Raw genomic sequence first — 11898 nt, 5'->3', positions numbered from 1 at the left:
GTAAAAGGAAGGGAAGTCTGATGGCAGAAGTAGAAGAGTTACGAGTACAACCTCAAGATATCTTAGCTGAGCAATCCGTTTTGGGGGCTATCTTTATTGACGAGAGTAAGCTTGTTTTTGTGCGAGAATATATTGAGTCTCGGGACTTTTTTAAGTATGCCCATCGTTTGATTTTCCAAGCTATGGTTGACTTATCCGATCGTGGAGATGCTATAGATGCAACAACGGTTCGCACCATTCTTGATAATCAAGGTGACTTACAGAATATTGGTGGCTTGTCTTACTTGGTTGAGATTGTCAATTCTGTGCCAACTTCTGCTAATGCGGAGTATTATGCTAAGATTGTTGCTGAAAAAGCCATGCTACGGCGACTAATTGCCAAGTTGACAGACTCTGTCAACCAAGCTTACGAGGCTTCACAACCAGCTGATGAAATCATTGCTCAGGCTGAAAAAGGGTTGATTGATGTCAGTGAAAATGCAAATCGAAGTGGATTTAAGAATATTCGAGATGTGTTGAACGTCAACTTTGGAAATCTGGAAGCTCGCTCGCAACAAACGACCGATATTACTGGTATTGCGACAGGTTATCGTGATTTAGATCATATGACGACTGGTTTGCATGAGGAGGAGTTGATTATTCTAGCAGCTCGTCCAGCGGTTGGTAAGACAGCCTTTGCCTTGAATATTGCTCAGAATATTGGGACCAAGTTGGACAAAACGGTTGCTATCTTTTCGCTCGAAATGGGTGCGGAAAGTCTAGTGGACCGTATGTTAGCGGCAGAAGGGTTGGTGGAGTCGCATTCTATCCGTACGGGTCAATTGACCGATGAGGAATGGCAAAAATATACCATTGCTCAAGGGAATCTCGCGAATGCAAGTATCTATATCGATGATACACCAGGTATTCGGATCACGGAAATTCGTTCGCGATCACGCAAACTGGCTCAAGAAACTGGGAATCTTGGTTTGATTTTGATAGACTACCTTCAATTGATTACGGGAACTGGTCGAGAAAATCGTCAACAAGAGGTTTCAGAGATTTCACGTCAGTTGAAAATCCTAGCCAAGGAACTGAAAGTTCCCGTAATCGCTCTAAGTCAGCTTTCTCGTGGTGTAGAACAACGTCAGGACAAGAGACCGGTCTTGTCTGATATTCGTGAATCTGGGTCTATTGAGCAGGACGCTGATATCGTAGCCTTTCTTTATCGAGACGATTACTATGAGCGTGGTGGTGAAGAAGAGGAAGGCATACCAAATAATAAGGTAGAAGTTATTATCGAGAAAAACCGTAGTGGAGCTCGTGGAACAGTGGAATTAATTTTCCAAAAAGAATACAATAAATTTTCAAGTATCTCAAAAAGGGAGGCATAAAATGACAGATGCATTTACAGATGTAGCTAAGATGAAAAAAATTAAAGAAGAAATCAAGGCGCATGAGGGTCATGTAATTGAAATGACTTTGGAAAATGGACGTAAGCGCCAAAAAAATAGATTGGGTAAGCTAATTGAAGTTTATCCATCCCTATTTATCGTGGAATTTGGGAATGTTGAAGGAGATAAACAAGCTAATGTTTATGTTGAGTCCTTTACTTACTCAGATATCCTTACTGAAAAGAATTTGATTCATTATCTTGACTAAAGTGAGAAATTTTCTCACTTTTTCTTTTTTCTCCGAATAGTTTAAGTGAAGGTAATCTTCGATTTATATTATTTTTCAAGGAGGAAGAATGAAAATTTTACCGTTTATAGCAAGAGGAACAAGTTATTGTTTGAAGATGTCAGTTAAAAAGGTTGTTCCTTTTTTAGTAGTAGGATTGATGCTAGCAGCGGGTGATAGTGTCTATGCCTATTCTGGAGGGAATGGGTCGATTGCGCGTGGGGATGATTATCCTGCTTATTATAAAAATGGGAGTCAGGAGATTGATCAGTGGCGCATGTATTCTCGTCAGTGTACTTCTTTTGCAGCCTTTCGTTTGAGTAGTGTCAATGGTTTTGAGATTCCAAGGGCTTATGGAAATGCGAATGAATGGGGGCATCGTGCTCGTCGTGAAGGCTATCGTGTAGATAGTGTACCAACGATTGGATCTATTGCTTGGTCTACTGCAGGAGGATATGGTCATGTTGCCTGGGTTTCAAATGTAATGGGGGATAATATAGAAATTGAGGAATACAACTATGGTTATACAGGATCCTATAATAAACGAATTATAAAAGCGAATACGATGACAGGATTTATTCATTTTAAAGATTTGGATGGGGGTAATGTAGTAAGTAGTGGCAAAGTATTCAATAGTCAACCTTCTTCGACAGGAGGAACACATTATTTTAAGAATAAGGCAGCTATAAAAAATCAACCTTTAGTTAGTTCAACTTCAATTGCATATTATTCTCCAGGTGAGAGTGTTCATTATGATCAGGTACTTGAAAAAGATGGGTACAAGTGGTTGAGTTATATATCTTATAGTGGAAGTCGTCGTTATATTCAGTTAGAGGAGGTTGCGTCATCGCAGAATCAAACAGAAGGTAGTTCCAATGATGTTCTGACTGTTGGTTGGAAAAAAATAAATGGTAGTTGGTATCATTTCAAATCAAATGGGTCTAAATCAACAGGCTGGTTGAAGGATGGTTCTAGCTGGTATTATTTGAAATCATCTGGTGAAATGCAGACAGGGTGGTTAAAGGAAAATGGTCTATGGTACTATCTGGATAGTTCAGGAGCAATGAAAACAGGTTGGTATCAAGTTTCAGGTAAGTGGTATTATTCTTACTCTTCAGGCGCCTTAGCTGTCAATACGACGGTGGATGGCTACAGAGTAAACAGTGATGGAGTACGAGTATAGAAAATTGGGGGCAGGAAAAATTTCCTGCTCTTTTCTGTAAGCAGTTTCCTTGACATTTTTTTTGTTTTGCGCTATCATATGTCCATATAATATATGGGAGTCTGTGTACAGTCTGAGAGGAAGTGTTAAACTTCGACCGCACCTGATCTGGGTAATGCCAGCGTAGGGAACGATACTTGGCCTAATTTTGCACCTTTTCCATATATGGTAAAGGTTTTTCTTTTTGTCAAAGGAAAACGAGAAGAGGAGGTTTTTATGAAAGCAAGCATTGCCTTGCAAGTTTTACCCTTATCGCAGGGGGTTGATCGAATTGCTGTTATTGATCAGGTCATTGCTTATCTGCAAGCTCAAGAAGTGATTATGGTAGTGACACCATTTGAAACGGTCTTGGAAGGGGAGTTTGATGAGCTCATGCGCATTCTCAAAGAAGCGCTTGAAGTGGCTGGGCAGGAGGCAGATAATGTCTTTGCCAATATCAAAATAAATGTAGGAGAGATTTTAAGTATTGATGACAAACTTGAAAAGTATGATGAGACGACAGATTAGTCTTTTGGGATTTCTCGGAGTCTTGTCGGTCTGGCAGTTAGCGGGAATATTCAAACTTTTACCCAAGTTTATCCTGCCAACTCCTCTTGAAATTCTCCAGTCCTTTGTTCGTGACAGAGAATTTCTCTGGCACCATAGTTGGGCGACCTTGAGAGTGGCTTTACTAGGTCTAATTCTGGGTGTCTTTATTGCCTGTCTCATGGCTGTGCTCATGGATAGTCTCTCTTGGCTCAATGATCTTATCTATCCTATGATGGTGGTTATCCAGACCATTCCGACAATTGCCATAGCGCCTATATTGGTCTTGTGGTTGGGTTATGGGATTTTGCCCAAGATTGTCTTGATTATTCTGACGACAACCTTCCCTATCATTGTCAGTATCTTGGACGGTTTTAGACATTGTGACAAGGATATGCTGACCTTATTTGGTCTGATGCGAGCAAACCCTTGGCAAATCCTGTGGCATTTTAAAATCCCGGTTAGCCTGCCTTACTTTTATGCAGGTCTGAGGGTCAGTGTCTCCTACGCCTTTATCACAACCGTGGTGTCCGAGTGGCTAGGAGGTTTTGAAGGTCTTGGTGTTTATATGATTCAGTCTAAAAAACTGTTTCAGTATGATACCATGTTTGCCATTATTATTCTGGTGTCGATTATCAGTCTTTTGGGTATGAAGCTGGTCGATATCAGTGAAAAATATGTGATTAAATGGAAACGTACTTAAAATAGAGCGTTTTTGAAAAAGAAAAGAGGAAATGAAAATGAAGAAAACATGGAAAGTGTTTTTAACGCTTGTAACAGCTCTTGTAGCTGTTGTGCTTGTAGCTTGTGGTCAAGGAACTGCTTCTAAAGACAACAAAGAAGCAGAACTTAAGAAGATTGACTTTATCCTAGACTGGACACCAAACACCAACCACACCGGACTTTATGTGGCCAAGGAAAAAGGCTATTTCAAAGAAGCTGGAGTGGATGTTGATTTGAAATTGCCACCTGAAGAAAGCTCGTCTGACTTGGTGATCAATGGCAAGGCGCCATTTGCTATCTATTTCCAAGACTACATGGCTAAGAAATTGGAAAAAGGAGCAGGAATCACTGCCGTTGCCGCTATCGTAGAGCACAATACATCTGGAATCATCTCACGTAAATCGGACAATGTCAGCAGTCCAAAAGACTTGGTTGGGAAGAAATACGGAACTTGGAATGACCCGACTGAACTTGCTATGTTGAAAACCTTGGTGGAATCTCAAGGTGGAGACTTCGAAAAGGTCGAAAAAGTACCAAACAACGACTCAAACTCCATCACACCAATTGCCAATGGCGTTTTTGACACTGCTTGGATTTACTACGGTTGGGATGGTATCCTTGCTAAATCTCAAGGCGTAGACGCCAACTTCATGTATTTGAAAGACTATGTCAAGGAGTTTGACTACTACTCACCAGTTATTATCGCAAACAACGACTATCTCAAAGACAACAAGGAAGAAGCTCGTAAAGTCATCCAAGCCATCAAAAAAGGCTACCAATATGCCATGGAACATCCAGAAGAAGCTGCGGATATTCTTATCAAAAATGCACCTGAACTCAAGGAAAAACGTGACTTTGTCATCGAATCTCAAAAATACTTGTCAAAAGAATACGCAAGTGACAAGAAAAAATGGGGACAATTTGATGCAGAACGCTGGAATGCCTTCTACAAATGGGATAAAGAAAATGGTATCCTTAAAGAAGACTTGACAGACAAAGGCTTCACTAATGAATTTGTAAAATAATGACAGAAATTAGACTAGAACACGTAAGCTATGCCTATGGCGATGAAAAGATTTTAGAGGATATCAACCTGCAGGTGACTTCGGGTGAAGTGGTTTCTATCCTAGGTCCAAGTGGTGTTGGAAAGACCACTCTCTTTAACCTAATCGCTGGGATTTTAGAAGTCCAGTCTGGGCGAATTGTCCTTGATGGCGAGGAAAATCCTAAGGGTCGCGTGAGTTATATGTTGCAAAAGGATCTTCTCTTGGAGCACAAGACGGTGCTTGGCAATATCATCCTGCCCCTCTCGATTCAAAAGGTGGATAAGGCGGAAGCTATTGCTCGAGCAGATGAAATCCTTGCGACCTTCCAGCTGACAGCCGTACGGGATAAGTATCCTCATGAACTTAGTGGTGGAATGCGCCAGCGTGTGGCCTTGCTTCGTACCTACCTTTTTGGGCACAAACTCTTTCTTTTAGACGAAGCCTTTAGCGCCTTGGATGAGATGACAAAGATGGAACTCCACGCTTGGTATCTGGAGATTCATAAGCAGTTGCAGCTAACGACCTTGATCATCACGCATAGTATCGAGGAGGCCCTCAGTCTCAGCGACCGCATCTATATCTTGAAAAATCGCCCTGGGCAGATTGTTTCAGAAATTAAACTAGATTGGTCTGAAGATGAGGACAAGGAAGTCCAAAAGATTGCCTACAAACGTCAAATCTTGGCAGAATTAGGTTTAGATAAGTAGAAAAATAGGGAGTTGGTGAAGATTATCCTTTACCAGCGCCCTTTTTCTTTTAAAAATGAGAAAATTTCGGTATAATAGTCAAAGATAGTCAAGGTTTAAAGAGAGAGAGGTGGGTTTGTAATGAGATTTAAAAATACATCGGATCATATTGAGGCCTACATCAAGGCGATTTTAGATCAATCTGGTATCGTGGAGTTGCAACGGAGTCAGTTGGCAGATACTTTTCAGGTTGTTCCTAGTCAGATTAACTACGTGATCAAGACACGATTTACGGAAAGTAGAGGCTACTTGGTTGAAAGTAAGCGTGGTGGCGGAGGCTACATTCGTATAGGACGGATTGAGTTTTCTAGTCATCATGAAATGCTCAGGGAGCTGCTTTACTCTATTGGTGAGCGAGTTAGTCAAGAAATTTATGAAGATATTCTGCAGCTTTTGGTTGAGCAGGAATTGATGACCAAGCAGGAGATGAATTTGCTGGTGGCAGTAGCTTTGGATCGCGTTCTAGGAGAAGAAGCTCCAGTTGTTCGTGCTAATATGTTACGACAGGTCATACAAGAGGTAGATAGAAAAGGGAAGTAAGATGAATTATTCAAAAGCATTGAATGAATGTATCGAAAGTGCCTACATGGTTGCTGGCCATTTTGGAGCTCGTTACCTAGAGTCATGGCATTTGTTGATTGCCATGTCCAATCATAGTTACAGTGTGGCAGGGGCGACTTTAAATGATTATCCATATGAGATGGACCGTTTAGAAGAGGTGGCTTTGGAACTGACTGAAACAGACTACAGCCAGGATGAAACCTTTACGGAGTTGCCGTTTTCTCATCGTTTGCAGGTCCTTTTTGATGAAGCCGAATATGTAGCATCAGTGGTCCATACTAAGGTGCTAGGGACAGAGCATGTTCTCTATGCGATTTTACATGATGGCAATGCCTTGGCTACTCGTATCTTAGAGAGAGCAGGTTTTTCTTATGAAGATAAGAAAGATCAGGTCAAGATTGCTGCTCTACGTCGAAATCTAGAAGAACGGGCAGGTTGGACTCGTGAAGACCTTAAGGCTTTACGCCAACGTCATCGTACAGTAGCCGACAAGCAGAATTCTATGGCTAATATGATGGGCATGCCGCAGACTCCGAGCGGTGGTCTAGAGGATTACACGCATGACCTGACGGAGCAAGCGCGCTCTGGCAAGTTAGAACCAGTTATCGGTCGTGACAAGGAAATCTCGCGTATGATTCAGATTTTGAGTCGGAAGACCAAGAACAATCCTGTCTTGGTTGGGGATGCTGGTGTCGGGAAAACAGCCTTGGCGCTTGGGCTTGCTCAGCGTATTGCTAGTGGTGATGTACCTGCGGAAATGGCTAAGATGCGCGTGTTAGAGCTTGATTTGATGAATGTCGTTGCAGGGACACGCTTCCGTGGTGACTTTGAAGAGCGCATGAACAACATCATCAAGGATATCGAGGAAGACGGCAAAGTGATTCTCTTTATCGATGAACTCCACACCATCATGGGTTCTGGTAGCGGTATTGATTCGACTCTGGATGCAGCCAATATCTTGAAGCCAGCCTTGGCTCGCGGAACTCTGAGAACAGTTGGTGCAACCACTCAGGAAGAATACCAAAAACATATCGAAAAAGATGCTGCCCTTTCTCGTCGTTTTGCAAAAGTGACGATCGAAGAGCCAAGTTTAGCTGACAGCATGACCATTTTGCAAGGTTTGAAAGCTACCTATGAGAAACATCACCGTGTACAAATTACAGATGAAGCTGTTGAAACAGCTGTTAAGATGGCGCATCGTTACTTGACCAGTCGTCACTTACCAGACTCTGCCATCGACCTTTTAGATGAAGCGGCAGCAACAGTGCAAAACAACTCCAAGCAGGTGAAAGCAGTCGAATCCGACTTGAGTCCAGCTGACAAGTCCCTGATGGATGGCAAGTGGAAACAAGCTGCCCAGCTAATCGCAAAGGAGCAGGAAGTCCCTGTCTATAAAGACTTGGTGACAGAATCCGATATTTTGACCACCTTGAGTCGCTTGTCAGGGATTCCAGTCCAAAAACTAACTCAGACTGATGCCAAGAAATATCTGAACTTGGAAGCGGAACTGCACAAACGTGTCATCGGTCAAGATCAAGCTGTTTCAAGCATTAGTCGTGCGATTCGCCGCAATCAGTCAGGGATTCGTAGTCACAAGCGTCCGATTGGTTCCTTTATGTTCCTAGGGCCGACAGGAGTCGGTAAGACCGAATTGGCAAAGGCTCTGGCAGAAGTCCTCTTTGATGACGAATCAGCCCTTATCCGCTTTGATATGAGTGAGTATATGGAGAAATTCGCGGCCAGCCGTCTCAATGGAGCTCCTCCGGGCTATGTGGGTTACGAAGAAGGTGGGGAGTTGACTGAGAAGGTTCGCAACAAACCTTACTCCGTTCTCCTCTTTGATGAGGTAGAGAAGGCCCACCCAGATATCTTTAATGTTCTCTTGCAGGTTTTGGACGACGGTGTCTTGACAGATAGCAAGGGACGCAAGGTGGATTTTTCAAATACCATTATCATCATGACGTCAAACCTTGGTGCGACAGCCCTTCGTGATGACAAGACGGTCGGCTTTGGCGCGAAAGACATTCGTTTTGACCAGGAAAATATGGAAAAACGCATCTTTGAAGAGTTGAAAAAAACTTATCGACCAGAGTTTATTAACCGTATTGATGAAAAGGTGGTCTTCCATAGCTTGGATAGCGAACACATGCAGGAAATCGTTAAGATCATGGTTAAACCATTGATTGCTAGCCTAGCAGAGAAGGGTATCGACTTGAAACTGCAAGCTTCAGCGTTGAAGTTACTGGCAAGCCAAGGTTATGATCCAGAAATGGGAGCTCGCCCACTTCGCAGAACCCTGCAAACAGAGGTGGAAGACAAGTTGGCAGAGCTCCTCCTCAAGGGAGAACTATTAGGAGGTAAGACTCTCAAGATTGGTGTCAAAGCTGGTCAATTAAAATTTGATATTGCTTAAAAATGGAGAATCAGGAGCAATCCTGATTTTTTTGTATTTATAATAGATTGAATATAGAATAGTACACTTCGACTGCTAAAAATATTTCTAGAAATTAGTTTGACTTTCCTAATCGATTTGTTCATACCTTATTTCAATCTACTATATTTTTATGAAACCAAAGGAAACAAGTTGACAATATGTAAATATTGGTTATAATAAGAATAAATATTAAGATTTGTATAGAATGAAAAAGATCAGAGTTTCCTGAAATTTCCATCATTTCAACAGAGCCCTGTTTCTTTTTTTGCGTATGAAATGAAAATAATGTAAACCTAGCAAAAGAGTGACTTTTAGATAGGTTAAGAAGGGAAATAGATGAACATTTTAGTTGTAGATGATGAGGATATGATTAGAGAGGGGGTCGCTGCTTTTTTGAGAGAAGAAGGCTATCATGTTATTCTAGCAAAGGATGGGCAGGAGGCTTTGGAGAAATTTTATGAGTTACCGATTCATCTGATGGTCTTGGATCTGATGTTACCGAAGCGGAGCGGATTTGAGGTGTTAAAAGAAATTAATGGAAATCATGATATTCCTGTAATCGTCTTAAGTGCACTCGGAGATGAGGAAACTCAGATGCAGGTATTTGACCTTTATGCTGATGATCATGTGACAAAACCATTTTCACTAGTGCTCCTAGTCAAACGGATTCAAGCCCTGCTTAGGCGTTACTATGTTGTGGAGGATATTTGGCATTATCAAGATGTGACAGTGGATTTCACATCCTACCAAGCTCGAGTCAAGAACGAGGAGGTTGCAATTAAGCCGAAAGAATTGTTGGTTTTAAAATGTTTGATCCAACATAAGAACCAGGTCTTGAGTAGAGAGCAGATACTCGAGTCTATCTCGAATGATTTTGCAGATTTGCCTCTTGATAGAGTAGTTGATGTTTACATTCGAAATCTTCGTAAGAAGTTGGATCTGGATTGTATTGTAACAGTGAAAAATGCCGGATACAAAATTAGCTTATGATAAAAAATCCTAAATTATTAACCAAATCATTTTTAAGAAGTTTTTCGCTTTTAGGTGCAATTGCTTTGGTCATCCACATTGCCATCTATCTGACCTTTCCTTTTTATTACATTCAGCAAGAGGGTGAGAAGTTTAATGAGAGTGCGACTATTATGAGCAGGTACTTAGAAGGTAAAAATTTTCATGAACTGCCTAGTTTGCTGGAGTCCTATTCGAAGTCTCTTCACATCTCTGCCCATTTGAAAGATGATGTACTGGACAAGAGAATTTCCCTTGTGCATGACTTGGAAATAAAGGAAGGCAGTCCCACTAACTATATCGTAACGATTGACCGTCAGATTACGACAGTTGATGGTAAAAAGGTAACCATTCAATTTATTCAAGGTGTGGATATTTATAAAGAGGCAACACGGATTATGCTTCTCTATCTCCCTTATACCTTTCTAGCAACGCTTGTATTTGCTTTTCTCTTTTCCTACTTCTATACGAAACGTTTATTGGAGCCTCTCTTTTATATCTCAAAAGTTACAGGTAAGATGCAGGAGTTGGATCATGATATTCGCTTTGATGAAACGCGAAAGGATGAAGTTGGGGAAGTTGGAAAGCAAATCAATGATGTGTATGAAAACTTGCTGGCAGTCATTGGTGAATCTGAGAGAAGAAATGAACGGATTATCAGGTTGCAAAAGCAGAAAGTTTCTTTTGTTCGTGGAGCGTCACATGAGTTGAAAACCCCTTTAGCCAGTCTTCGAATTATTCTAGAGAATATGCAGTACAATATTGGGGATTATAAAGACCACCCTAAGTATATAGCAAAGAGTATCGATCAAATTGATCAAATGAGCCACTTGCTCGAAGAAGTTTTGGAGTCCTCTAAGTTCCAAGAGTGGACAGAGTGTAGCGAGACCTTGATAGTCCAGACTGTTTTGACGGATGTTTTATATCGCTATCAGGAATTAGCACGCTCAAGAGGAATAGAAATTGAAAATCAATTGACAGATGATACCAGGGTCGTCATGAGCCTCAAGGCATTGGATAAGGTTTTGACAAACCTGATTAGTAATGCAATTAAATATTCAGATAAAAAAGGGCGCGTAATCCTATCCGAGCAAGATGGCTATCTTTCTATCAAAAATACCTGCCAACCTCTTAATCAAGAAGAGTTGAATCATTTGTTTGATATTTTTTACCACTCTCAAGTTGTTACAGACAAGTCTGAAGGGTCTGGTTTGGGACTCTATATCGTGAATAACATCCTAGAAAGTTATCAAATGTCCTATAGTTTTCTCCCTTATGAACAGGGAATGGAATTTAAAATTTGCTTGCAAGCAGATTAGTTGTATAAAGTAACAGAACGGAAATCTCTCCGTTTTTTTTGTTAAAGTTCACATAGGTTTAACATGAGAATATTATTTTAAATATAGAAAAAAGAAAGGATACTGGTATGGTATTAGCGATTATTTTAGTAACCTTCTTCGTTCGATTGATTTTTTTAAAACGTTCGATGGAGAATGAAAAACGAATCCTTAGCAATGGCGGGAAAGAATTTGGAGTTGAGAATACAAAACGATTAACGATGGCTCATATTGTTTTTTATCTCTCTTGCTTCGTTGAAGCAATGGTGCACAAGACAAATTTTGATGGCATGAGCATGGTTGGTTTAGTCTTGCTTATTTTTTCTATGCTGATGTTGATGTTGGTGATTCACTTGTTGGGAGATATTTGGACAGTAAAGCTTATGCTTGTCAATAATCACAAATATGTAGATCACTTCCTTTTTAGAACTGTAAAGCATCCTAATTACTTTTTAAATATTTTACCGGAACTAGTTGGGTTGGCCCTGGTGAGTCATGCTTACGTAACTTTTATCTTTATTTTTCCTGTATATGCTACTATTTTATATCATAGAATAGCAGAGGAAGAAACACTATTACAGGAAGTGATTATTCCAAATGGAAGAATGAAAGGTTAAAAATAAAATACCCCATTTAA

Annotated in this window: 12 protein-coding genes and 1 riboswitch; all 12 genes read left to right on the top strand. The window is 40.8% G+C overall.

All coding sequences use genetic code 11. The features are described 5' to 3' along the window. The first annotated feature begins 20 nt into the window (after window positions 1–20). The 12 genes from dnaB (at window position 21) to FGQ53_RS00735 (ending at window position 11878) form a co-directional block, all read left to right on the top strand. Window positions 21–1373: a replicative DNA helicase gene (dnaB, locus tag FGQ53_RS00790; RefSeq protein ID WP_138335167.1), complete on the top strand. Its 1353-nt coding sequence runs from the start codon at window positions 21–23 to the stop codon at window positions 1371–1373. A gap of 1 nt (window position 1374) precedes the next feature. Continuing rightward, window positions 1375–1641 (top strand): Veg family protein, encoded by a 267-nt coding sequence (locus FGQ53_RS00785; RefSeq protein WP_000128619.1) that lies wholly within the window; start codon window positions 1375–1377, stop codon window positions 1639–1641. 88 nt (window positions 1642–1729) lie between these two features. Then, a complete protein-coding gene (cbpD, locus tag FGQ53_RS00780) occupies window positions 1730–2842 on the top strand; it encodes a choline binding-anchored murein hydrolase CbpD (RefSeq protein ID WP_138335166.1) in 1113 nt (370 codons plus the stop codon). A gap of 83 nt (window positions 2843–2925) precedes the next feature. Then, window positions 2926–3028, top strand: a riboswitch (TPP riboswitch). A gap of 69 nt (window positions 3029–3097) precedes the next feature. After that, complete coding sequence (locus FGQ53_RS00775; RefSeq protein ID WP_138335165.1) at window positions 3098–3388, top strand: thiamine-binding protein; 291 nt, start codon at window positions 3098–3100, stop codon at window positions 3386–3388. Then, the gene (locus FGQ53_RS00770) at window positions 3351–4109 is read left to right on the top strand and encodes an ABC transporter permease (RefSeq protein WP_171019048.1); all 759 of its coding nucleotides are present in this window, start codon (window positions 3351–3353) and stop codon (window positions 4107–4109) included. The genes FGQ53_RS00775 and FGQ53_RS00770 overlap by 38 nt, the downstream gene beginning before the upstream one ends. A 37-nt stretch (window positions 4110–4146) precedes the next feature. Continuing rightward, window positions 4147–5154: an ABC transporter substrate-binding protein gene (locus FGQ53_RS00765; RefSeq protein WP_138335163.1), complete on the top strand. Its 1008-nt coding sequence runs from the start codon at window positions 4147–4149 to the stop codon at window positions 5152–5154. Then, on the top strand, window positions 5154–5882 hold the full coding sequence (locus FGQ53_RS00760) for an ABC transporter ATP-binding protein (protein WP_138335162.1): 729 nt from the start codon (window positions 5154–5156) through the stop codon (window positions 5880–5882). The genes FGQ53_RS00765 and FGQ53_RS00760 overlap by 1 nt, the downstream gene beginning before the upstream one ends. A 120-nt stretch (window positions 5883–6002) precedes the next feature. Further along, window positions 6003–6461 (top strand): CtsR family transcriptional regulator, encoded by a 459-nt coding sequence (locus tag FGQ53_RS00755; protein WP_004261972.1) that lies wholly within the window; start codon window positions 6003–6005, stop codon window positions 6459–6461. A gap of 1 nt (window position 6462) precedes the next feature. Further along, a complete protein-coding gene (locus tag FGQ53_RS00750) occupies window positions 6463–8895 on the top strand; it encodes an ATP-dependent Clp protease ATP-binding subunit (RefSeq protein WP_138335161.1) in 2433 nt (810 codons plus the stop codon). Window positions 8896–9252: 357 nt separating this feature from the next. Beyond that, on the top strand, window positions 9253–9906 hold the full coding sequence (gene bgrR / locus FGQ53_RS00745; protein ID WP_138335160.1) for a response regulator transcription factor BgrR: 654 nt from the start codon (window positions 9253–9255) through the stop codon (window positions 9904–9906). Next, window positions 9903–11243, top strand: coding sequence for a sensor histidine kinase BgrS (bgrS, locus tag FGQ53_RS00740; RefSeq protein ID WP_138335159.1), 1341 nt, complete (start codon window positions 9903–9905; stop codon window positions 11241–11243). The genes bgrR and bgrS overlap by 4 nt, the downstream gene beginning before the upstream one ends. A gap of 107 nt (window positions 11244–11350) precedes the next feature. Next, window positions 11351–11878 (top strand): isoprenylcysteine carboxyl methyltransferase family protein, encoded by a 528-nt coding sequence (locus FGQ53_RS00735; protein ID WP_138335158.1) that lies wholly within the window; start codon window positions 11351–11353, stop codon window positions 11876–11878. Window positions 11879–11898: the final 20 nt, after the last annotated feature.

It is taken from the genome of Streptococcus mitis (assembly GCF_005844455.1).
Taxonomy (GTDB): domain Bacteria; phylum Bacillota; class Bacilli; order Lactobacillales; family Streptococcaceae; genus Streptococcus; species Streptococcus mitis_BF.
Note: the sequence above shows the minus strand (reverse complement) of the source record. Positions and strands in the feature narration are given on the sequence as shown.

Excerpts from the sequence above, each read along its gene's own strand:
- dnaB (WP_138335167.1), top strand. The coding sequence starts at position 21 with ATGGCAGAAGTAGAAGAGTTACGAGTACAACCTCAAGATATCTTAGCT.
- FGQ53_RS00785 (WP_000128619.1), top strand. The coding sequence starts at position 1,375 with ATGACAGATGCATTTACAGATGTAGCTAAGATGAAAAAAATTAAAGAA.
- cbpD (WP_138335166.1), top strand. The coding sequence starts at position 1,730 with ATGAAAATTTTACCGTTTATAGCAAGAGGAACAAGTTATTGTTTGAAG.
- FGQ53_RS00775 (WP_138335165.1), top strand. The coding sequence starts at position 3,098 with ATGAAAGCAAGCATTGCCTTGCAAGTTTTACCCTTATCGCAGGGGGTT.
- FGQ53_RS00770 (WP_171019048.1), top strand. The coding sequence starts at position 3,351 with ATGACAAACTTGAAAAGTATGATGAGACGACAGATTAGTCTTTTGGGA.
- FGQ53_RS00765 (WP_138335163.1), top strand. The coding sequence starts at position 4,147 with ATGAAGAAAACATGGAAAGTGTTTTTAACGCTTGTAACAGCTCTTGTA.
- FGQ53_RS00760 (WP_138335162.1), top strand. The coding sequence starts at position 5,154 with ATGACAGAAATTAGACTAGAACACGTAAGCTATGCCTATGGCGATGAA.
- FGQ53_RS00755 (WP_004261972.1), top strand. The coding sequence starts at position 6,003 with ATGAGATTTAAAAATACATCGGATCATATTGAGGCCTACATCAAGGCG.
- FGQ53_RS00750 (WP_138335161.1), top strand. The coding sequence starts at position 6,463 with ATGAATTATTCAAAAGCATTGAATGAATGTATCGAAAGTGCCTACATG.
- bgrR (WP_138335160.1), top strand. The coding sequence starts at position 9,253 with ATGAACATTTTAGTTGTAGATGATGAGGATATGATTAGAGAGGGGGTC.
- bgrS (WP_138335159.1), top strand. The coding sequence starts at position 9,903 with ATGATAAAAAATCCTAAATTATTAACCAAATCATTTTTAAGAAGTTTT.
- FGQ53_RS00735 (WP_138335158.1), top strand. The coding sequence starts at position 11,351 with ATGGTATTAGCGATTATTTTAGTAACCTTCTTCGTTCGATTGATTTTT.